The organism is uncultured Aliivibrio sp., assembly GCF_946479765.1.
Lineage (GTDB): Bacteria > Pseudomonadota > Gammaproteobacteria > Enterobacterales > Vibrionaceae > Aliivibrio.
In genome coordinates, this window is the sequence record NZ_CAMLHO010000040.1 from 1 (window position 1) to 19,903 (window position 19,903).

A 19,903-nucleotide genomic window follows, 5' to 3' on the forward strand; every position below is an offset into this window, starting at 1 on the left:
GATTTTCAGCAAAATGGGGATGATCAAACCTCTAGCTGATTTGATCAACAACGCCACGTGAAAGTCATATCACCAGTTGAGATCCCTCGTAAATACAACCATGGGATAAGTTCTTCAATATTTTTGGTGCGTTTTAAATAAGGGGGGTACTAATGAGCTATTGAACTTAATACTCTCATTTTTACGGTCTCTTACTTTTGGTACTTTAACTTCGATATCACCAAGCTCAGTTTGAATATTTCGTTCAGGCTGATAGCCATTTTGGACCACTCGTTTGAGACAATTAATGGTCTCATTCTCGTACTTTCCCAGTAATATAGCTTGAGCTAAAAGCTGTTGAGCCCCTTTTTTCAATAGTTATTATAAAGGATTCTCTGGAGTATCCATTGAAATGATATTATTATTATTTTCATTCATTGCGGTGTAGTTCCTGTTAGTTGTTGATCCGCCAAGATCGATTAACAGATTACATCGCAATGTCTCTCCATACACCAGAAATAACTATAGCTCGTTTTTGTTTCTCTTTTTGTTAAGTTTGAGAGCAAATAGCGACTCTATTTCGACCATTACTTTTAGCTTGGTATAGAGCCTTGTCTGCCCGATCTACAAACTCTTCCCAATTTTCAGATGAAGAAAGCTGAGCAATACCAAAACTGGAGGTGAATGAGAGTTCACTGTTACCATCTACGGTCATTTCTGATATCGACTGACGTAATTTATTTGCCATTTCCTTTGCTTGTTCAGCATGACTACCAGGTAATAAAATCATAATTTCATCGCCGCCAAAACGAAAAGCAGCAGCTGAAGAGTGAAGTGATTTTTTTATGGTTTCTGCTATCATTTTGATCACACGATCACCGACAATATGTCCATGCAGGTCATTGATTGATTTAAACTGATCGATGTCTGTCATGATGATACTAATAGGGGCTGTTTTAACTTTTTTCATCATGGTAGGAACCACGTCTTCTAAGGCTCTTCGATTTTTAAGTGTAGTTAGTGGGTCCTGATATGAAAGAGTGTGGATAGAATTTAGCAGTCGAGCATTAATCATCCAGAGCATAATAAAGCTCATTGAGACAATAAGAATAATACTAAATAAAAACGTGAGTTGGTGAATTAAACCTGCGGTCATAAAGTTAGTTAGTTCAAGCGATGGCAGTACGGCAATGATCCGAAAAATCATAAATCCCCCATAGATAGCAAAGGATAAGGACATCATTCGAGTCGCTAATACAAGATCATCATTCTTGCCTTTGAGTACAACAATGGCGGTGCTGAGAGTGACAAAGACCATATACAGGCTGATGACGATGATTCGATATTTTATGGAAGGGACATAATAGGTAAAGTAAATTAAACTGATTAAAGTGACGAACATCATTAAGGAGCTAAAGTGAGTGTATTTTAGTGAGTATTTTCTAAACAGACATAAACTATATAAAGACAGGTGAAAGCCAAACGCAATCAACATATTAGCGCCAACAATACTTAACCAGTCAGGAATATCCCCCCTTAAACTCAGCATTAGCGGTCCAGTACCAATAATTAATATTGACATTGCAAATACTGAAAGACCTCGAATGGTCTGTTGAGTAAATTGGAATAGCAGCAGGCCAATGCAGTAAATTAGTGAGAACAAAATAATAATAAAATTAAGTGTTCTTATATCGAGTGAAAAATCATCCATAATTTACTCTATTTCCTTAATGTTCATTCGAATAATATTGATCTAATAACGTAATAATTAAGTCAATATGGATACATTTATCACTATACAGGTATCATCATTTTTAATGGGAAAATATTTAGATAATTGCGACGAAGTAAGTTATTTATAGAGAGTTGCTCTACTTTAACTTTATGTATTAAAAACGTTTTTATATGAAATAAAGCTGTATGGATATCGTGTAGTTATTCGGTGGGATGAATACGAAGAACAAGCAATTACTATATATGAGGATTCTGATGTTTAATCAAAAGATTTGGGTTACGATAAATAAGGCACCTGCTAATATGAAGTAAATATTTCTATTGGCTAACGTTGCTTGATCTATTGAATTTAAGAGTAATTAAAATGAACAAAGAAAAAAAATCGTTTGTTTCTCAGCAAGTCATTGAAGATGCCTGTGAATGGGCAATTATGCACGGTGTGGCATTTCGACAAGCAGATAATACGGCACGACACTGTCCATTTAGCATTGCACCAATGACTATTGAGCGTGAGGTTTATCTGCACTTGTTAACCGTGACGCCATTAATCACTAAGCTTATTAATAACGTGTCAGAAGATCATGGTTTTCTGCAAGCGTCGTTGGGTCACATGGCAAAAGCGGAGCCTTTCTTTGGCCTATTAATGTCATTACACAGTACGCTACACAGCGATGTGAATAACAACACCGCCGCCCGTCAGCCATTGCTGTTGATGAGAACTGATTTCATGGATGATCGTAACCATGGGGCGAAAGTCATTGAATTTAATGGGATTGCGGCAGGTATGGGCCCTTTTGGTCAACGTGCTACTGAGTTTCATTCGTTTATGAAAAACCAATGGCCGGATACCTATAACCAATGGATTGAAGATCCGTCAGCCATTCCTGCTGAGAATCACGGTTTAGAGCAATTAGCCTATGGCATTACCGTTGCTGCAAAAGCTGTCAATTCGGATTTTAATGATCAAAGTAAACCTACGTTTTTGATGGTCGTTCAAAAGAACGAAGATAACGTATACGACCAACATTTGCTTGAAGTTGAGCTGCAAAAACAAGGTATACGCACGGTAAGACGCACGTTTGAACAACTCAGCACTCAGCTGTCTAGTGGCAAAAATAAACGTCTGTTATTGGATAATGTGGGGGCTATTGATGTGGTGTATCTACGTGCGGGTTACCAATACGAGGATTATTTTTCACCAGAACTTAATGAGCCTGAATGTTGCCATACTTTAAGTCAGATTCGCCTATTTATTGAGCAGCATTACGTCGCGGTGAACGCGACTATCAGTCAACAATTAGCGACCAGTAAAACGATGCAAATGCTATTAACCAGGATGCCAGAAGCCGAATATTCGCGTTGGGGATTAACTCTCGAAGAAGCGATATTGGTAAAAAGTGTCTTAGCTGATATGAAGCCTGTTAATAACGAAATCATCGCATGGTTTAACACAGAAGCAAAGCAAGAAAAATGGGTATTAAAAAACCAAGGTGAAGGTGGTGGACATTGTATTTTTGGGCTGGACATCAGTGATAAATTAAGCCACTTGGTGCCAGAGGAATATGATGCATGGACGTTGATGCAACGTTTGTATCCGCATGAACGTGAAATTCCAACCATCGCGGTCCGTGATGGCGAGCAAACAGTCGTGAGTGATTTGGTCAGTGAAATCGGTTTATTTACGGCCTATTATAATGGAAAACCAGTAACCGAGTTTGATGGGTATGCGGGGTATTTAATTCGCAGTAAGCCTGCCAGTGAAAATGAAGGAGGGATCCACAGTGGCAAAGGGATTTTAGATTCATTGGTGTTAATTGATTAGATATATGATCGCAATTATTTTTCAGCCGCAATCATCGGTCATCGAATTAATTTGATTGGTATAACAAAGCCCAATACCAGGGTGAGATCGTGAACGTTTTTTAGTCAATTTAAAGATCGATTTGACGATCACATTTAGTTGTGATCATATACTCCCTTTTTAGGGAGAGCATCATGCATATTGACCATTTTAAAGAGCATTTTCACACTGTCACTGACCAACGCCAAAGTGCGAAGACCACTTATTGCCTGTTTGAGGTTCTATTTGGCTCTTTATGTTCTGTAATCGCTGGAGCTAAAGGGTGGTTCGATATTCGTGAATATATCCTTGGCCATCATGACTGGTTTAAACGCAATGGATTGTTTTTAAATGAAATTCCTGCTGACGATACTATTGCACGCATCATATCTACTATAGAGCCTAAGCAGTTTCAAGAATGCTTTATTAACTGGATGTCTTCAATTCATACACTAACGAAAGGTCAAGTGATTGCTATTGATGGTAAAACACTTCGAGGCTCCTACAATCGTGAAGATAGAGCCAGTACCATCCATATGATCAGTGCCTACGCTTCATCAAATAAACTCGTGCTGGGGCAGTTAAAGACCGAACAAAAAAGTAATGAAATTACGGCAATACCTGAACTGATAAAGATGCTCGACATAAAGGGAGCATTGATAACTATCGATGCAATGGCATGTCAGACCAAGATAGCAAAAGTCATTACTGACAAGGGCGGAGACTACTTACTTGCAGTAAAAAGCAACCAAGGAAAGCTTCGTAAAGCAGTAGAAAAAGTATTTTCAAAAGAACGAGCAAACCTAGCAGATAGTGTTGTTTTTGAAGAAAGTCATGGACGCATCGAATCACGTCAATGTTATGTATTAGGGAGTAACAAACTTGAGGGTGACTTCAGTCGTTGGGCTAGCCTAAAAAGCATAGTAATGATTGAAAACTTTCGTTTTGAGAAAGGAAAGAAGCTAGATTTAGAGTACCGTTACTACATTAGCTCAAAGGAGCTGAGTGCAGAGCAGGCTGCTAATGCGGTTAGAGAGCATTGGGGTATTGAATCTATGCATTGGGTACTTGATGTTAGTATGAATGAAGATGCATGTCAGATATACAAGGATCATGGCGCAGAAAACGTAGCCTGCTTGCGCCATATGAGTCTGAATATGCTTCGAGAAGAGCCAACTAAACTCAGTATTGTCGGAAAGCAGAAACGCTGCATGATGAATACTTCTATGTTAGAGGCAGTATTGAACGCTGGTTTTAATAGTATGGCTAAAAACTAAACACTCATGCGGTCGCCCTGCCAATGGGTGTCTTCAAGCTTCGGTCAGTCTTTCTTAGTTAAAAAGAGAAATAATGAAGCTATTAAATCAATTGAATGGCACCCACCGATTAACGAGACTCAACCAAAAAAAGCAAAGGAACAACTGGATACACACCAAATAGAGATAGAGTTGCCAGTTGTAAGTAACTCTAATAGCGATGATTTAGATATAGATTATTTAACATCACTTGCTATTGCTACTAACTTTGATCCTAAAGTTATCGGAACGCACTTAATAGATCTATCTCACTCAAATTTAGGAGTTAATGGGGCAATTGCTTATTCAGCAATAATATCTAAGGCGCTTTCTGCGAGAAAAAAACGTACGAATAAATAATAAATAATAAATAATAAATAATAAATATAGCTTGATCAGAAGTTGATATTTTCTGCTCAAGCTTATGAACCACATTTATTATACTTTAGCTATTGGAGTCTCTGAGTGAAGGTGATATGCCCCACTACATGTCAATATACTAGAAAATAATTGGTCTACTACTTGTTTTAATTTCGCTATATTAATAGTCTTACCATACCTATCGTACGTTATGTTTTGTTGAGCATGACCAAGAAGCTCTCCTGCAATCACAGGGGATATATCTGCATTTTTTAGTTCTGTTGCAAATGTGTGCCGGAACGAGTGAAAGTCATGCCCTTTGCCAAAACCAAGTTTTAGTTTAAATCTTCCGAACCATTTTGATGCAGCGCTCCCAAAACCATCTCTCGAATTTTTTAGCTCTGGAAAAACACGGTTGTGGTTGACTGACTTAACGTAGTTGATAAACCCTAAATCAAGAAGTGTTTGATGGATAGGTATAATTCTTCGACTAAATGTGTTTTTCAGCTTTTGCCCCTCATATCTCTCATCAAGCCTGATAATCCAAACACCATCTTGCTGATAAATGTCCTCTTTGTAAAGCTGGCATAGTTCGTTTAGGCGCGCTCCAGTGAAACAGCCGAGTAGGGGAAGCCAATAGTAGTAGGGATGTTTGTGGTTTTTTGTGCTGTGTATATCGGTACTAAAAATTTTTATTAAGTCTTGATGACTATAAGCATTCTTTGCTTCGTTATCTTTTCTTGTCTTCTTAAACTTCATACCTTTAAATGGGTTTATGTCAGTTAATTCCATTTGTACACACCATTCAAAAAATGAAGATGCTTTCTGTATGTAATCTTTTACTGATTCTTGGCTTAATGTTTTAAGTTTATATTTTTGATTAGCTATGATTATGTCAGAGCAAGCTTTACCTTTAAATTGAGGCATTTTTTTTGCATTTAATGGATATTGAAGCGGTCGTTGTCTTACTTCTTCTGCATCTAGTCTTCTGATTTCATTTATTTGTTTTTTATTAAGCAAAGATAGAATCGTAGTGATTTTTGCATGAGACATATCTACTGCTTTGTCGCTTACAATCCCTCTTTTTGAATCACTGTAACGTTTAAGACAAGTTATAGAGCTTAGGTGATTATTTTTTTTTGGACGTTTCTGAGTATTCTGAGATTTAGGAGAGTCTGCTTTACTCAAGGAAAGCATTTTAAACTGGCTGTGAGTTTGGATAGCATATCGAATATTCAATTCGATTTTGAGTGATTCAATAATAGCTTGTTGTTTATCGCAAGGGCCAAGTGATTTTTTTACTTCAGAAGTATCAGAAAATAGGTGGCGGTAGCATAGAGGGATTTGAAATCGAAATTGCCAAGAGCCGTGTTTAGTTATTTTTAGATAGCGCATATTTAGTACCTACTCTTAGTACAAATAGCGAAAATTAGAAACGTATAAGAACAAAAAGGGCGGTAAGTCAATGACTTACCGCCCTTTCCAAACGTTTGGTGGGCTGGGGTCATCTGATTTTATATTGTATCTTTTTGTTTTTTAATTAATAAGTCGTTTTGATTTTATTTGTGGAATACGTTATGGAATACATCAGGTGTTTTTGTTATCTCATTTGTGTCCGTTATTGCTATATTCTTGATGGTAGTAGTCTAATTATTTTTATAACTGATAACTCTCTTGTTTTAATACTTGTATTTGTTTTTTTAAATTTGTGATTTGTTCCCTATGTTCTTTTTTCTGTTGTTCCATTTCAGATAGAGCTTCTTGTCTTATCAGTAACGCTTGCTGATAAGCGGTGTTTTCAGTGAAAAAAGTAGATAGTAAATTTAAATCAAACTTGCGTGATGATGTTTTTTTGAGTTCATGAGTTAGCTTGTGTTGAAGGTGCTCTACATCTTTAGCTTTTAGTAATAGGTCATTAATAATATTACTCATAGAGCAATTATTTTGTTTAGCTAATCGCTCTAGTTCTTTTCTAGCTTCTTTTGAAATATTGTAAGTACCTTCAAACATGACTGAAGTATTATTTCGTTTTTCATGAGCTTTCCAAGCTGCCTTTAGATTTCGACATTTTTCTTTCCAGTAGGGGGTATCTTCCGATAACGGGAGGCGTTGAATAAATTCATTTACAAATTCATGCGGTGTTGCTCTGTAACTTATATTTATTTCATTCTTTACTGAAAATAGCCCCATACGTCGTAAATAGTGATCTATCCATAAAACCTGTTTTGGGTTATCTAGATCTATCCAAGCAAGTCTTTTTACCATTTTGTAATTTACCCAAGTATTCATGTTCACTCTTTAATAAAACGCTGTTCATGAGCTCATGATTGCATTAAAGCTTTTCGAATAAATAGACTTTAAGCACAGACTTTAAAATTTCAATCAAACAAGTAATTAAACAAGTAATTAAACAAGTTAGTTAACTAGTTCACATTCTTTATATACACTCTGTTTTATTATGTTGATTTGATGTTTTAACCATAAGTATAGGTATTTGTTTGATTGATGAATTAAAACCTGAGAGTAAGATTTTATTAGTCTCACTATTGAAAAAGTTTGGTAGTGAAAAACCTTTTTGCTGGTCTATTGATGAGATAATAAAGGAATTCGGTTCTACTAAAAATGTAGTGACAACTCTTTTTAAAACATTAGTAAAAGAAGAATTGGTGACGATTACTAAGGAGTTTAAAATGAGAGGTAAAGGTCGTAATATTTACCTCTTTAAGCAATCTATTGATAGTGCTGTTCAAGAAGATGTGCTACTTAAAAAGATAATGTTAAGCAAAGATCCTGTTGTTGAAAGTGTGCTTTTTAATAATTTTGATGACAAAGTTTTTACTGTTGGTGAGAAGATAAAGAAGCTTAGAAGCTCAAATCGGCTGTTCATTTTGATATTGTTATTACATGCGGACAAGATGGGAAGAGTGTCTGATTTGAGTGTGGCGAACATCTCAAAGATGATGGGAGGTATCAGTAGGGATAGATATAAGTCGCAACTGGATGTTTTACTCACTACTAAATTAGTTTCTTATAAAGTATCTGGATTGACTGGGAAAGCAATGTTTGGAAAAATAAAAGGGAAGATATATTTAAATTATAACCATTTACTTTTCACTATTAACCCACCATCAATATCATTACTTACGATAGAAATAGCTCATACTAATCTAGGTAGCTCAGATTCAGAAGCGACAGCTTTGCTTCGATATAGTCAATATTATTTAACTCATGTTAATAAAAAGCAGATGAACAATCAGTTTTCATGGCCCGACTGTTTACAACCATGTGTTCAATATGTCGATATGGATTTAATCCTGCCTTTTCTCGAAGATAAAGTTGTACATGATCAATTGCAATTACTATTAATTGAATTGGCTTCTGAAATGTTATCAATAAATCGCTCAAATTTAGATGAGGTATTTTTTTCTCCTACAATGAAAGTATTGTTATCTTGGGAAAAGCTAATGCCAAGTAATATGCTTAAAAAGCATTCTAATGAATTTGAACAATTGGTAGATATAGGAAAACTGTTTAGGAATCGCACCTCTGATTGGAGAGGATTTCGACAAAACCAATTCAGTGAAGCGGTTTTTTCTTACATAGAGCTAATTGTCTTGTTAATACACATATCTAGAAAAATTGCTTTTAGATTTAAGTCACTCTTAGCTTTGGTTGAAATTGAACTAGATGATTCCTCGCAAATCATGATTGCTCCACATTTTCAACATGACCTAAGTATGCACAAGTTTGTGATTTATTATTCGTCTTCTAATAAATGTGATAATACAGAGGTTTTTATTGATACCAATATTAATAAAAGAATTAATGGAGGAGGTCCTAAATTGATTCTTGCGGATAATTTGAAAGAAAGGTTGCGAGATGTGTCATTAAGGATAGGTAACACTTAATTCCAGAGTAATGAGTTAAGTTAAGCTCTAAGGCCTATAGGTACTTTTAATTTCAAGGTACTGGCTATGACCTGTGATAATGGTTAGGAGATGTGTCGGTATAGGTAATACTATACCTATTAATTTTATCTTTATTAATCATAATCTAGACCATAATGTACAGTCAATGCGAGCTTGTTCTAAGCCGAGTCTATTTTGTATTGATATGGTAACCGATGTAAGAAAATACGTAATTGTTCTCTTCTATGAAAACTAACTAGATGGAAGACAATCATGACAACGGCAATCTACACAACTCATCGAAATATTACGTATCCTATAGTTTCAGGTTATACCTTAAATCCTACTTACCTAGCTTCGATTGATGAGGTCATTCAACGGGCATTAATGGAACATCCAAGAATATTAGTGCTCAGAGTCGATTTACATTTACCCGTTATTGCTACAGAGCAAGATATTCCTTGGGAGTACGATACTACCGTTATTTCTCGCTTTGTTGATTCATTCAAAGCCCAAGTAAAAGCTGATTTACAAAGAAAAAAAAGAGAGCAAGGAAGAGTTCATCATTGCAATCCACGTTATGTATGGGTTAAAGAAATAAATGAAGCTAATCAACCTCACTATCATGTGGCCTTATTTTTGAATAAAGATACTTACTTTGGTTTAGGTGACTACCGGACTTTAGCTGACAATATTGCAGGTAAAGTATATCGGGCATGGGGAAGTGCATTGAAACGAGATCCTAATGAGATAATGCCATTGGTGCATTTCCCTGATACGCCTTATTATCACCTAGATCAAAATTCAAGTGATTGGCCTCAACAATACAGCGCTGTTTTTTATCGACTAAGTTATTTTGCTAAGTTGGAAACGAAAGTTTATGGACAAATGCTTAGAAATTTTGGTTCTAGTAGAAGATGAGTTCAAAAAAATAGGTCCTGATTAGTTATTAGAAATAGCTCAAATGGTCCTTTTTTAATAGTAATATGTGTTTTTATATGTATTGGTATGTATTGGTAACAATATAAAGTAGGAGGGTTGATTCTCCCTCCTATCATTACGTTATTTATTTTTCTTTAATTAATTTATCTTTATGTTTTGTGCTTGCTTTCTGTTGCTCTATTTTACAATACAGCTCAGGAACATGAATAGTGTCCCCATTGGCTAGTTTACAATCAATCGCTGGGCCTAAAGCGCCACCACTACCATTAGCGCCATTTGCACCTTGATTAGCGAATGCCATTGGCGATAAGTTAAGTATAAAAAGTAATGCAGTCATTTTATATTTCATTGTGTTTTTCCTAATTGATATAGCCTTACGATTAAATGTAGTAAGGGATTTAGTTTCTATTACTAGATTATTTGGGAGTGTAATGATGAGTGCGGCATTGAATGCCTTATTGTGGTATTCATGATTTATTTAGATGGTTAATTGTGATTTATGTAACAGGTTTTCATTTTCCTTCTGCTTTAAAAACAATAAGTCATAACTACCAAGGTCAAAGTTCTCAGGGTAATTGAATGAGAATGTTGACACCTCAATAGCTTGAATACGGCTAACAGGCATGTGCTCTATTTCTTGGGTTCGATGTATTAAATACAGCTCGGTATCAGTGAGTATTAAGCCTAAAGGCTCTACATTTTTTAGAACAGTATGATTGTGCTCCTTAATAGTGATTAATCGTTGGCAGGTTAAGGCCAAGCAGATGCGTTCAAATGTGCAACTAAATTGATCGTTTGGGATGTTAGGTTGCATATTCATATCCACTCGGATTTTCTTTATTGATAGAAAAGGGAGACGCGTTGATATGGATGAGTCTTGTATTTGAATAAATGCAGAATCAATAACAGAGGAAAGTCCATTAGGCAGAGCTGCTCTTAAATATGCTTCAGCTAATCCTAGTATGATGCTTTCTCTTGGGCCTAAAACCATTTTTGGGTGTAATTTTTTACTGTATCCGTATGGCTTATCTCTTGTGTCTTTATCTACATCAAAGTAATTGCTTATCAGATCTAGATTTCGTTGGATCGTCCGTATGTCCCGTTCAATACCAGCCTGCATTAATTCCATTTGAAGTAATTGTGCTGTGGTTTTCCTGCCTTGTGGTATTCGGTTGTAGAGTTCTAATATCAACGAAAGATGATCTTGAGTGGTTGATTTTATTTTCTTTGTCATCTTAATTATTTCAAATGAGCAGATAGTAGATGTTCATCCTATCGGGCTATGTGGCAGTAAATGCCACATGGCTTGTGTGTGACTTAATTTTGTAAGTGAGATCTGATTATCTGTACAAAATTAAAGTAGGTATTTCTGTGGTGCTCTTGAGTGAAGAGTAGGTAAAAGTATTGTCGTGAATAAGTTAACGTCTCCTATTGTTATTGATCGGCGCTATTAAAGTATGTGTAAGGTAAATGAGTTGTTTTCTTTAGCGTGATAACTTGTTCACCGTAGTGATATGTGATCGAGATTTTGTTGATTTGTAATGACAGAGGGTCAGTGTGATGAAGATGATAGATAAGGACTAATTAAAAAATAAGCATCTCACCAATGTGATGAATGAAACAATTTAAAGGAATTCATCATGAGATTAATTAGGCTAAAAGAAGTCATGAGCATGACAGGGCTAGGCCGCTCAACCGTATATAACTACATCGCAGATAACGTTTTTCCTAAATCAGTATCGCTAGGTGATAGAGCTGTTGCTTGGGTCGAAAGTGAAATAGAAGAATGGGTATTAGCAAGAATAGAAGAAAGAGATGAAGGTCGAGAGTTTTACAGTAAAAAAGCATAGATAACAGCAGAGCCAATAACGGCTCTGTTGTTATGCTGATAAACTTACTATCACTCAGGAATACTCATCTCTCCCAATGGCACGTACTGTGATTTACTGCGAGACGTTCCAAAGGTGATTTTCTCCACACACCAACCATGATAAAGATAATCCACATCCGTTAAGCCTGAGCCTTGCCCTATGCCGTAGTTATTTCGGTGCTCACAGCTTTGTTCTTTGTCGTTTAGAAATACCGTATCAGGATGATTTAAACAGGCTTTACGCAACTCTGGAAATAATCGTCTGGTATGGGTAGACCACGCTAAAATAATAGTGCGAAGGGTTTTAGTATGATGCTCTCCTGAATATGGCTCACTGCGTTCTTTATCGTATTCGGTGTAAGTGGCTACGATCACGCCTTTCGCCCATTCAGGGATCACTAGAGCCGCTTGAAATGCCTTTTCATTGGCTTGGTGGGTTTGCCATTCTTTTTCTTCTTGTTCACGTTTGGCTTGCTCTTTATTTCGCTCTTGTTGCTTAGCAAGTTCAGTGGTTTTGATGGTTTGAATTCGAGCCTCAGTCACAAACTCGATATCAAAGCGATAGGTTCTAATGAGTGTGATTAATTGCTGATGTTCAGCATCATTACGTAACCACGGCTTATCCATATCGAGGTGATGTTTTTGATGGTACTCAAGGGTACTAAGACAATGATCTGCAAAGCCTACGTCATTGCCACCACAACCTAAATCTAATCGGCATTGGTGTTCGTCCCCATTTTCAAACGTCACCGTTATATTAGTTTTGTCGTAACCGCCTAATGGGTTTTGTTTAGCTACGTCCAATGCCTTACGCTCAAAGTCCATGAAGTCATACAACTGGCCTTCATTGAACTCATTGGATTCAGACCAATTGACTAAGACAGAGAAGGGATTAAGGGTAGGGGTTATTTGTTTATTCATTAGTTAGTTATCCTAATTTTTAGGCATAAAAAAACCGCAACCAAAAGGCTGCGGCATGTTGTGTGATTGAGTGCAGATTAAGATACGTTGATTTCTATTTCGTCATACATCCCCATAGAGGCATAAGCCAGAAAGTTATGCTCCCATAAGCGGTACAGTTCAGCGGCATTCGCATTGTTTTTAATGGATGAATAATCCCCTAAGTAGCTGGCAAACCATTCACCACTAAGAAAATCAAAATCTAATTCTTTAGCTAACTCTGGATAGTGATTACCCACAAAAGCAAAATCAGTGATGTAGGCGTAGTGCCATGTGTTATCGGCTTCTTTGGTTAGAGCAATTTCAACAGGATGGAAACCACCGTTTTCAGCACTGTAGCTTTTATCTCGAAAGTTAAAGGTGACGCTGTTTGTTTCCTCTAAGCCAGAATGTAATTCAGGGCGTTGATTAAGTGCATCAATAAGGCACTGGTTCAGCTTGTTTGATACTGGCAATAGCGTAGGAATAAGGTTAGTGGTGGTAATGATGGTTTGTAATTCAGACACGGTGTGCCCTCCTATGATTGAAATAAGATAATGGATTGGTGAAACAAATTAAGGTTGGATGAGATTAAGTGCGTATCTCGTTAGCTGAAATATCGTCGAAATGTTGATTTCTAAGTTGACGACAAAAGGCGAGTGCCCATGAGGTGAATAGGTCGATGACTTGCGGCCTTGCAAGCTCACAGCCTTGAATGTCAGGTTGATAGAACCAACCACGTTTAAAGTTAAAGTACAGCTCAGGTGCAACGTTTTTGGCGTGTTCATCGGGATAGGAAAAGCTGGCAATAAACACCAGCTTCCAAATATGACGATTAATGTCATCTCGCTCAAAGCGCATTTCTACAGGGTGCAATCCCTTACGTCGATGGTAATAGCTGGTGTCTCGAAAGTTCACTGAAAGTCGATTGATGTCAGTACGAAGGGAAAAGCTATCGAGTACCACTTCAAGATGACGATGCAGACTTTTGGGTAATGCTAGGTCTTTACCGTGAACAAGTAATTCTCTTTTCATTAGATAAGCCCTCGTTCAGCAAAAGAGACACAAGGTGAGCCAACCACCACATGGTCAAGTACTCTGATATCCAATAGCTTCAATGCATCGACTAATCGAGTGGTAATGCGTTTATCGCACTCTGATGGTTCAGCAATACCTGAAGGGTGGTTGTGAGCAAATATCACCGCAGCGGCATTGGCTTGTAATGCCGCTTTTGCAACTTCACGAGGATATACGCTGGCAGAATCCACAGTCCCATAGAACAGCTCTTGATAGCTAATCAGTTGATGTTGGTTATCTAAAAACAGCACAGCAAATACTTCACGCTCTTGGTGGCCTAATTTCATGGATAGGTAGCGCTTGGTGTGCTCAGGGTTAGTGAATGACTGCTCACGCTTGTATTGGTGTTCAAGTAACTCAGCGGCTTTCTCAAAGACTTGTAAGGCCGTCATAGGGGTAGTAGTGACGTAATCGGTTGAATGCATAATGGAACTCCTTGAAAGAATAGATAGGTATATACAAGGAGGTAATATGTGATTGAAATTATTTGGAAACGTGGTTGGTAGAGGTTGATGAGGTAGGGGGAAGCGCACGCAAAATAAAAAAGTATTTTGGAGAGGAATCTTTTGAACTTATAACTCAAAGGATAACCATCATGCGTTTTTTAAAACTAAAAGAAGTCATGACATTAACCGCTTTAGGTCGCTCAAGCATTTACAAATTCATGGAAGAAAACCGATTCCCTAAAAGCGTGTCGTTAGGTGATAGAGCCGTAGCATGGGTAGAAAGCGAAGTTGAAGAATGGATGTACGAACGCCTAAGCCAGCGTGATGAGAAACAAGCCTAAGCAATCCTCCCCAAGAACTAATCCACCACACCACATAAAAAAACAATTAAGGCTGGTCTACTAAGGCCAGTAAACCCAAATAAGGAATAACCCCATGAGCACAAACACTTACTCAATTTACGTCGATGGTGCAGCACCAAACAATCAAAGTTTTACGATTTTTTTATCTGTGGTTTTATTTTTATCAGAGGTGGGAATCTAAAGTCACATATCGTTAAGTTGCTGTTGAGTTTAGATATTAACATTGTATGATAAAGGCTATTATTTATAGACGATAATCTAATAAAAATGCTTAAGTTAATATCTAAAGATAGCGTTATTTTTTCTCTGATACTAGTTGGTTCTGTTGGTACATTTTGTGGTGTGATTTTTTTTGTATGGAATGAGCCTTTATTTATAATGTCATCAAAAATAAATGCTGAAAAAATAGCACAATTTGGTGATTTTATTGGTGGCTTTTTTGGCTCTATTTGGGCGTTGGCGGGTGTGTTTCTTTTCTATAAAGCGTTGACTGAGCAAAGACGTGATTTTGCAAACAATAGAGAAGCGCTGGATTTGCAGGTTACAGCCTTAAATCAACAAATAGAAGAGTTTAGGCTAAGCCGAGACGAGCAAGTTTTAAATCGAAAAGTTTATGAAGAACAGAGTCGTACATTAAAGTTGCAACAGTTTGAATCTAATTTTTATTCTCTTTTAAATGTTTATATTAATATTAAAAATCAATTTAATATTAATAATGGTGAGTTCTTTAAATCGTTATTAGGTAAAATAAAAGAATCATATTCACCTGAAAATAACTATAGGAATCAGCATTCATTATTTGTAGACAAATACCTTGAAATTCATGATTTTGATAGGGAGAAATTATCTAATTATTTCCGTTCTCTTTATAGGATAATAAAGATTATTGATACGAGTAACTTCCTTAAAAATGAACAAAAGCAGTTTTATGCTAAGATAATTAGAGCTCAAATATCTGATTATGAGCTTATATTAATATCTTTTAATGCCCATTCTTACTGGGGGGATAAGCTTAAGAAATATATATTAAGTTATAATTTACTTAAGCATATACCAATATTTTGCAAGCCAGAATTCTCTTATTTTTCTTTGTTACAAACTAACAATAAACTTTTGCTCTTTACTGAGGAACTTGATAAGTTTTTAGTTAAACATGTAAGTAAATATTATTCTTTTGAATTGGATTACGATAAAATAGAAGAAAAATTTATAAACTTCGGTGTGATTGTTGGGATTTATTATGATGATAGCTTGAGGTTTTCAATATATTGTGAATATGATTTGAAAGATAATGGTATTTTCTTATCCGATGAACAGTTCGCATCTTTTTTAGAACAATACTTTTTTGAAAAAACAGTTGTTCAAACATATATTGATAAAGAACGTGTAGAAATAGAAGCATCACAAAAAATAAATAATAATACAAAAGAGTTTAGTATTGTTATTAATTCCGAAGAAGAAATCAGACTTAACCAAGATGAGCGCTAATTATGAATAATACAACTAGAGCCGATAAATTTAGAGATGTTTTCCAAAACTCATTAAAAATAGAATCAAGAAGTTTATCTGTTAAGACTCTGTTAAGCGAGAGGAATTTAAGACGAATTAATTATAGTCCTTATTATCAACGTAATTATGTTTGGGATAATGAAAAACAATCTTTTTTTATTGAGAGTGTAATACTTGGAACTGAAATTCCACCATTAATTTTGTTTAAAACGGGTAACAAAACAGAAGTTATTGATGGCAGACAGCGATTTGAAACTTTAAAAAAATTTAAAGAAGGGGATATTACTCTTTCTGGAAAAGGTTTGCGTGAACTCCAAAGTTTAAGAACTAAATCTTTTTCAAAAATGACCGATAATACTCAGGATATTTTTCTAGAATCAAATATAAGAGTTTTTGAATTTGAGGTTATTAATCATCCAAATCTTAGTGATGAGGTTATTGATAAGGTAAAGAAAGAAATATTTAGTAGATATAATACTGGTATTACGCCATTAAGTAGAAATGAATTAGATAATGCTAAATATGATGAGGATGATTTTTCAAAATTATTTAAATCGAAACTTCAAGAAGATATGAATTTTTTGAAGCTATTTAATTCGTGCTTCTTTTCTAACATGAAGGTTTCAGAGTGCAGTTCTAATGCTGAACTAATATCAAAAAATGTAGATTTTATTCGAAGGTTCAGAATATTAAACTCATTTCCAATAAGTTCATATGCAGGTTCAAGTGATAGGACTGAAAAAATAGATTTACTTTATGAGTTCGCAAATAATAATTCTTATAATATAAATAAAGATTTTAATTTGTTCTTTAAGCTTTTAACTGAAGTGTTAACTATATTTACAGAATTTGATGGGAAAACAACATTTAATAACAAACTTGTCTATGAAACAGTTTTATGGGCTAAATCTATATTAGAAAGTGAAAATGTAGAAACAAATGTTAATTATAAATTATTGATTGATTTCTTTGAAAAAAACAAAGAAAAATATGATGTGGAAGATTCTCATTATTATAGAAAAATTATTGAAAGATATGAAGCTACAGCTAGTTTTTTCGAATCTGAAGTTGGTTTTTCTTTTGAAGATTATATTAGAAATACCAAGTTTAGTGATAAAATAAAAGGTTTAAGACAAACAGAAGAGAGTTTATCAAAATCTCTTGATGAACTGTCCAATTTAAGGTCACATAAACAAAATCCAACTTCGGTTCCAATTGATGAAGTTAGACATGACCTAAAAACTGCTAAGTATCTTTTAAGACCTTCTTATCAAAGACAAGAAAAAATAAATCAATTCAAGGCATCCTCTATTATAGAGAGTATATTATTAGGAATCACTCTTCCTCCTATATTTGTTTATAAGCGATGTAATGGGGTAAAGGAAATCGTTGATGGTCAACAACGTTTACTTTCTATTATTGGTTTTATTGGAGAAAAGTTTTTTGATGAAACTGGTAAATTAGCAGAGTCAGTTAATAATCAATTTAAATTAAAAGGATTAAGGATACTAACTTCCCTTGAAGGGCGTCGATTTTCTGATCTTGATGAACATTATCAAGATAAGATTTTAGATTTTGTTTTAGATTTGATCATCATAGAAGAGTCTATGAATGAGTCATTTGATCCTGTGGATTTGTTTATACGATTAAATTATAAGCCTTATCCAATTAAAGCAAATACATTTGAAATGTGGAATTCGATTGTTGACCCAGATGTAATAAAGAAAATTAAATTAGTAAGTAAATCTGATTTTTCTAATTGGTTTTTTCTTAGAGAGGTTAATGGAAAAAATGCAGATAGAATGTACAATGAAGAGTTAATAACAGTTCTTTCTTATATTCACTATATGAATAATAAAGGGGCGGATAGTGTTATTGGATTGTTTCCAAGAAAAGACACGATAACCTGTAGAGTTAAAGATAAAAAGGGGTTAACTAATTTTTTGCTTGAGCTCGATAATACTGTAATAGATAAAGAAGAGTTTATGTCATCAATAAACTCAATTGCTATGATGATTAATAAGCTTGAGGAATGGTTAGGTGGAGAACTATCAAAAGATAAATTTAATCAATTTCTAAATGTTAAAAATAGACAAAACTTTAGACGTTCACTACAAGATTTTTATATATTATGGTTAGTATTAATACATGTAAGTCCATTATCTGAAAAAGTAAATGATTTACATGGTGATTTACAAGATTTACTTAAAAAACGTATTAATTTTGATGATAAAGAGATTGATACGCAATATGTAGCTGACTTTAATAATTTAATTTCAAGGTTAAAATTAAAATATAAATAGTTGAGTAAAAAGTTTAATTCATAATGTTATACAATAGGCTCCCGAAGGAGCCTTATTTATGCCGCTTAGCCAACCAAAGATAAACACTTCATTCCTGATATAGATAAGCTTCCTTTCGATGCTTCCTCAATATGTCCACTCCACCACTTCATCATCGGTATTCTTCGTTCAAGATAATCAGTACGGTTATAAGCCGCACGTACTTGACTGTCATCTACGTGAGCAAGAGCTGCTTCAATTAGGTCTGATTCAAAGCCTTGTTCGTTTAGCGTAGTACTGGCTACTGAACGTAATCCATGACTTACTAACCTACCAGCAAAACCCATACGTTTTATTGCCATATTTGCTGTTTGGCTATTTGATGGTTTTAATGGTGCTCTATCTGAAGGGAATACAAATTCTCTATGAGCACTAATAGGTTTCATAACTTCTAGTAAAGAAAGAGCTTGAGCAGTTAAAGGTATACGATGTTCCCTACGCTTTTTCATTCTCTCTGGTGGAATTGTCCAAATTCCTTTCTCTAAATCTATTTCTTCCCAACGTGTTCCAGCGGCTTCTGATGGTCGAGTCATTGTATGAAGTTGCCATTCAATTAAACAACGAGTAGTACGCTTAATGGAAGCATTAGCAATGGCTATCATAAGTTCTGGTAACTCATCAGGTTTAAGAGCCGCCATATTTTCTTTTTTGGGTTTCTTAAAAGCAGCTTTGATCCCAGCAAGAGGGTTAGCATGAATAAGCCCACAGTTTACTGAATAGGTCATGATCTCATTTAATCGTTGAGTCAGTCGTTTAACTGTTTCTAAACTTCCTTTCGCTTCAATTGGTCGAAGTAATTCAATAATCATTGGTGCTGTAATTTGAGATACAGGTGTACTTTTAAGTATAGGGAATATATGTAGCTCTAAAGATCGCCATACGTCTTGAGCATAATCTACAGTGATGTCATCTTTCTTACGCTCAAACCATTCAGTAGCAACATTAAAAAAAGTATGTTCATGAATTATCAGGTCTTGGTGTTTTTTCTCATCACGATGTTCTTTAGGGTCTATACCTTGCGCAACTAACTCTCTTGCAGACACTGTTAGCTTTCTGGCATTCGCAAGACTAAGTGAAGGGTAAGAACCTAGCCCCATATTTAATCGTTTTTTAGTTTGAGGATGAATATAGTTGAAGTTCCATAGTTTAGAACCATTAGTACGAATTCGTAATTGAAGACCTTCACCATCAGAGAGGACATAATCTTTCTCTCGTGCTTTTGCATTCTCAATTTGTTTGTTATTTAAGCGAGCTGTCTTTAATGCCATGGTAAATCCCTCAATCATGTATTCCACAGATC

At 35.3% G+C, this 19,903-nt stretch carries 19 protein-coding genes; 9 read left to right on the forward strand and 10 right to left on the reverse strand.

Annotated elements, in window-relative coordinates; translation table 11 throughout:
• Nucleotides 1–529: 529 nt before the first annotated feature.
• Nucleotides 530–1,690, reverse strand: coding sequence for a diguanylate cyclase (locus Q1K78_RS13595; protein WP_300179797.1), 1,161 nt, complete (start codon nt 1,688–1,690; stop codon nt 530–532).
• Nucleotides 1,691–2,077: 387 nt separating this feature from the next.
• Here Q1K78_RS13595 and Q1K78_RS13600 point away from each other — a divergent pair, with 387 nt between their 5' ends.
• The 3 genes from Q1K78_RS13600 (at nt 2,078) to Q1K78_RS13610 (ending at nt 5,208) form a co-directional block, all read left to right on the forward strand.
• Complete coding sequence (locus tag Q1K78_RS13600) at nt 2,078–3,535, forward strand: glutathione synthase (RefSeq protein WP_300179800.1); 1,458 nt, start codon at nt 2,078–2,080, stop codon at nt 3,533–3,535.
• A 173-nt stretch (nt 3,536–3,708) separates the two neighbouring features.
• The gene (locus tag Q1K78_RS13605) at nt 3,709–4,830 is read left to right on the forward strand and encodes an ISAs1 family transposase (RefSeq protein ID WP_300179803.1); all 1,122 of its coding nucleotides are present in this window, start codon (nt 3,709–3,711) and stop codon (nt 4,828–4,830) included.
• 27 nt (nt 4,831–4,857) lie between these two features.
• Nucleotides 4,858–5,208 carry a hypothetical protein gene (locus tag Q1K78_RS13610; protein ID WP_300179806.1) on the forward strand — a complete coding sequence of 117 codons (351 nt, stop codon included), beginning with the start codon at nt 4,858–4,860 and terminating at the stop codon, nt 5,206–5,208.
• Between the two features lie 78 nt (nt 5,209–5,286).
• Here the strand turns inward: Q1K78_RS13610 and Q1K78_RS13615 are convergent, their stop codons facing one another.
• Nucleotides 5,287–6,603, reverse strand: a complete 1,317-nt coding sequence (locus Q1K78_RS13615) for a site-specific integrase (RefSeq protein WP_300179809.1) — start codon at nt 6,601–6,603, stop codon at nt 5,287–5,289.
• A 261-nt stretch (nt 6,604–6,864) separates the two neighbouring features.
• On the reverse strand, nt 6,865–7,497 hold the full coding sequence (locus tag Q1K78_RS13620; RefSeq protein WP_300179812.1) for a hypothetical protein: 633 nt from the start codon (nt 7,495–7,497) through the stop codon (nt 6,865–6,867).
• Nucleotides 7,498–7,706: 209 nt separating this feature from the next.
• On the opposite strand from Q1K78_RS13620, the gene Q1K78_RS13625 reads away from it, so the two are divergent.
• Both Q1K78_RS13625 and Q1K78_RS13630 read left to right on the forward strand, forming a co-directional pair.
• On the forward strand, nt 7,707–9,116 hold the full coding sequence (locus Q1K78_RS13625; RefSeq protein ID WP_300179815.1) for a hypothetical protein: 1,410 nt from the start codon (nt 7,707–7,709) through the stop codon (nt 9,114–9,116).
• 273 nt (nt 9,117–9,389) lie between these two features.
• Nucleotides 9,390–10,037, forward strand: a complete 648-nt coding sequence (locus tag Q1K78_RS13630; protein ID WP_300179818.1) for an inovirus Gp2 family protein — start codon at nt 9,390–9,392, stop codon at nt 10,035–10,037.
• 145 nt (nt 10,038–10,182) lie between these two features.
• Here the strand turns inward: Q1K78_RS13630 and Q1K78_RS13635 are convergent, their stop codons facing one another.
• Complete coding sequence (locus Q1K78_RS13635; protein ID WP_300179821.1) at nt 10,183–10,407, reverse strand: hypothetical protein; 225 nt, start codon at nt 10,405–10,407, stop codon at nt 10,183–10,185.
• Between the two features lie 129 nt (nt 10,408–10,536).
• Nucleotides 10,537–11,292, reverse strand: a complete 756-nt coding sequence (locus Q1K78_RS13640) for a WYL domain-containing protein (RefSeq protein ID WP_300179824.1) — start codon at nt 11,290–11,292, stop codon at nt 10,537–10,539.
• Nucleotides 11,293–11,698: 406 nt separating this feature from the next.
• Between Q1K78_RS13640 and Q1K78_RS13645 the strand changes: the two genes are divergently transcribed.
• The gene (locus Q1K78_RS13645) at nt 11,699–11,908 is read left to right on the forward strand and encodes an AlpA family transcriptional regulator (protein ID WP_300179827.1); all 210 of its coding nucleotides are present in this window, start codon (nt 11,699–11,701) and stop codon (nt 11,906–11,908) included.
• Nucleotides 11,909–11,958: 50 nt separating this feature from the next.
• On the opposite strand, the gene Q1K78_RS13650 is transcribed toward Q1K78_RS13645, so the two are convergent.
• The 4 genes from Q1K78_RS13650 to radC form a co-directional block, all read right to left on the reverse strand.
• A complete protein-coding gene (locus Q1K78_RS13650) occupies nt 11,959–12,849 on the reverse strand; it encodes an LPD25 domain-containing protein (RefSeq protein WP_300179830.1) in 891 nt (296 codons plus the stop codon).
• 77 nt (nt 12,850–12,926) lie between these two features.
• Complete coding sequence (locus tag Q1K78_RS13655; protein WP_300179833.1) at nt 12,927–13,394, reverse strand: DUF2787 domain-containing protein; 468 nt, start codon at nt 13,392–13,394, stop codon at nt 12,927–12,929.
• Between the two features lie 64 nt (nt 13,395–13,458).
• Entirely contained in the window at nt 13,459–13,902 is a 444-nt protein-coding gene (locus Q1K78_RS13660; protein ID WP_300179836.1) for a DUF2787 domain-containing protein, read from the reverse strand.
• Nucleotides 13,902–14,369: a DNA repair protein RadC gene (radC, locus tag Q1K78_RS13665; protein ID WP_300179839.1), complete on the reverse strand. Its 468-nt coding sequence runs from the start codon at nt 14,367–14,369 to the stop codon at nt 13,902–13,904. Before radC ends, Q1K78_RS13660 begins: the two co-directional genes overlap by 1 nt.
• 170 nt (nt 14,370–14,539) lie before the next feature.
• On the opposite strand from radC, the gene Q1K78_RS13670 reads away from it, so the two are divergent.
• From Q1K78_RS13670 to Q1K78_RS13680, 3 genes are all read left to right on the forward strand, one after another.
• Nucleotides 14,540–14,731 carry an AlpA family transcriptional regulator gene (locus Q1K78_RS13670; RefSeq protein ID WP_300179841.1) on the forward strand — a complete coding sequence of 64 codons (192 nt, stop codon included), beginning with the start codon at nt 14,540–14,542 and terminating at the stop codon, nt 14,729–14,731.
• Between the two features lie 288 nt (nt 14,732–15,019).
• The gene (locus Q1K78_RS13675) at nt 15,020–16,240 is read left to right on the forward strand and encodes a putative phage abortive infection protein (RefSeq protein ID WP_300179845.1); all 1,221 of its coding nucleotides are present in this window, start codon (nt 15,020–15,022) and stop codon (nt 16,238–16,240) included.
• 2 nt (nt 16,241–16,242) lie between these two features.
• Nucleotides 16,243–18,564, forward strand: coding sequence for a DUF262 domain-containing protein (locus Q1K78_RS13680; RefSeq protein WP_300179848.1), 2,322 nt, complete (start codon nt 16,243–16,245; stop codon nt 18,562–18,564).
• 65 nt (nt 18,565–18,629) lie between these two features.
• On the opposite strand, the gene Q1K78_RS13685 is transcribed toward Q1K78_RS13680, so the two are convergent.
• Complete coding sequence (locus tag Q1K78_RS13685; protein ID WP_300179851.1) at nt 18,630–19,871, reverse strand: integrase domain-containing protein; 1,242 nt, start codon at nt 19,869–19,871, stop codon at nt 18,630–18,632.
• Nucleotides 19,872–19,903 lie beyond the last annotated feature (32 nt).

What these genes read in the sequence shown, in the direction of transcription:
- Q1K78_RS13595 (WP_300179797.1), bottom strand. Translation starts at nt 1,690, where the DNA reads ATGGATGATTTTTCACTCGATATAAGAACACTTAATTTTATTATTATT.
- Q1K78_RS13600 (WP_300179800.1), top strand. Translation starts at nt 2,078, where the DNA reads ATGAACAAAGAAAAAAAATCGTTTGTTTCTCAGCAAGTCATTGAAGAT.
- Q1K78_RS13605 (WP_300179803.1), top strand. Translation starts at nt 3,709, where the DNA reads ATGCATATTGACCATTTTAAAGAGCATTTTCACACTGTCACTGACCAA.
- Q1K78_RS13615 (WP_300179809.1), bottom strand. Translation starts at nt 6,603, where the DNA reads ATGCGCTATCTAAAAATAACTAAACACGGCTCTTGGCAATTTCGATTT.
- Q1K78_RS13620 (WP_300179812.1), bottom strand. Translation starts at nt 7,497, where the DNA reads ATGAATACTTGGGTAAATTACAAAATGGTAAAAAGACTTGCTTGGATA.
- Q1K78_RS13630 (WP_300179818.1), top strand. Translation starts at nt 9,390, where the DNA reads ATGACAACGGCAATCTACACAACTCATCGAAATATTACGTATCCTATA.
- Q1K78_RS13635 (WP_300179821.1), bottom strand. Translation starts at nt 10,407, where the DNA reads ATGAAATATAAAATGACTGCATTACTTTTTATACTTAACTTATCGCCA.
- Q1K78_RS13640 (WP_300179824.1), bottom strand. Translation starts at nt 11,292, where the DNA reads ATGACAAAGAAAATAAAATCAACCACTCAAGATCATCTTTCGTTGATA.
- Q1K78_RS13645 (WP_300179827.1), top strand. Translation starts at nt 11,699, where the DNA reads ATGAGATTAATTAGGCTAAAAGAAGTCATGAGCATGACAGGGCTAGGC.
- Q1K78_RS13650 (WP_300179830.1), bottom strand. Translation starts at nt 12,849, where the DNA reads ATGAATAAACAAATAACCCCTACCCTTAATCCCTTCTCTGTCTTAGTC.
- Q1K78_RS13660 (WP_300179836.1), bottom strand. Translation starts at nt 13,902, where the DNA reads ATGAAAAGAGAATTACTTGTTCACGGTAAAGACCTAGCATTACCCAAA.
- radC (WP_300179839.1), bottom strand. Translation starts at nt 14,369, where the DNA reads ATGCATTCAACCGATTACGTCACTACTACCCCTATGACGGCCTTACAA.
- Q1K78_RS13670 (WP_300179841.1), top strand. Translation starts at nt 14,540, where the DNA reads ATGCGTTTTTTAAAACTAAAAGAAGTCATGACATTAACCGCTTTAGGT.
- Q1K78_RS13675 (WP_300179845.1), top strand. Translation starts at nt 15,020, where the DNA reads ATGCTTAAGTTAATATCTAAAGATAGCGTTATTTTTTCTCTGATACTA.
- Q1K78_RS13680 (WP_300179848.1), top strand. Translation starts at nt 16,243, where the DNA reads ATGAATAATACAACTAGAGCCGATAAATTTAGAGATGTTTTCCAAAAC.
- Q1K78_RS13685 (WP_300179851.1), bottom strand. Translation starts at nt 19,871, where the DNA reads ATGGCATTAAAGACAGCTCGCTTAAATAACAAACAAATTGAGAATGCA.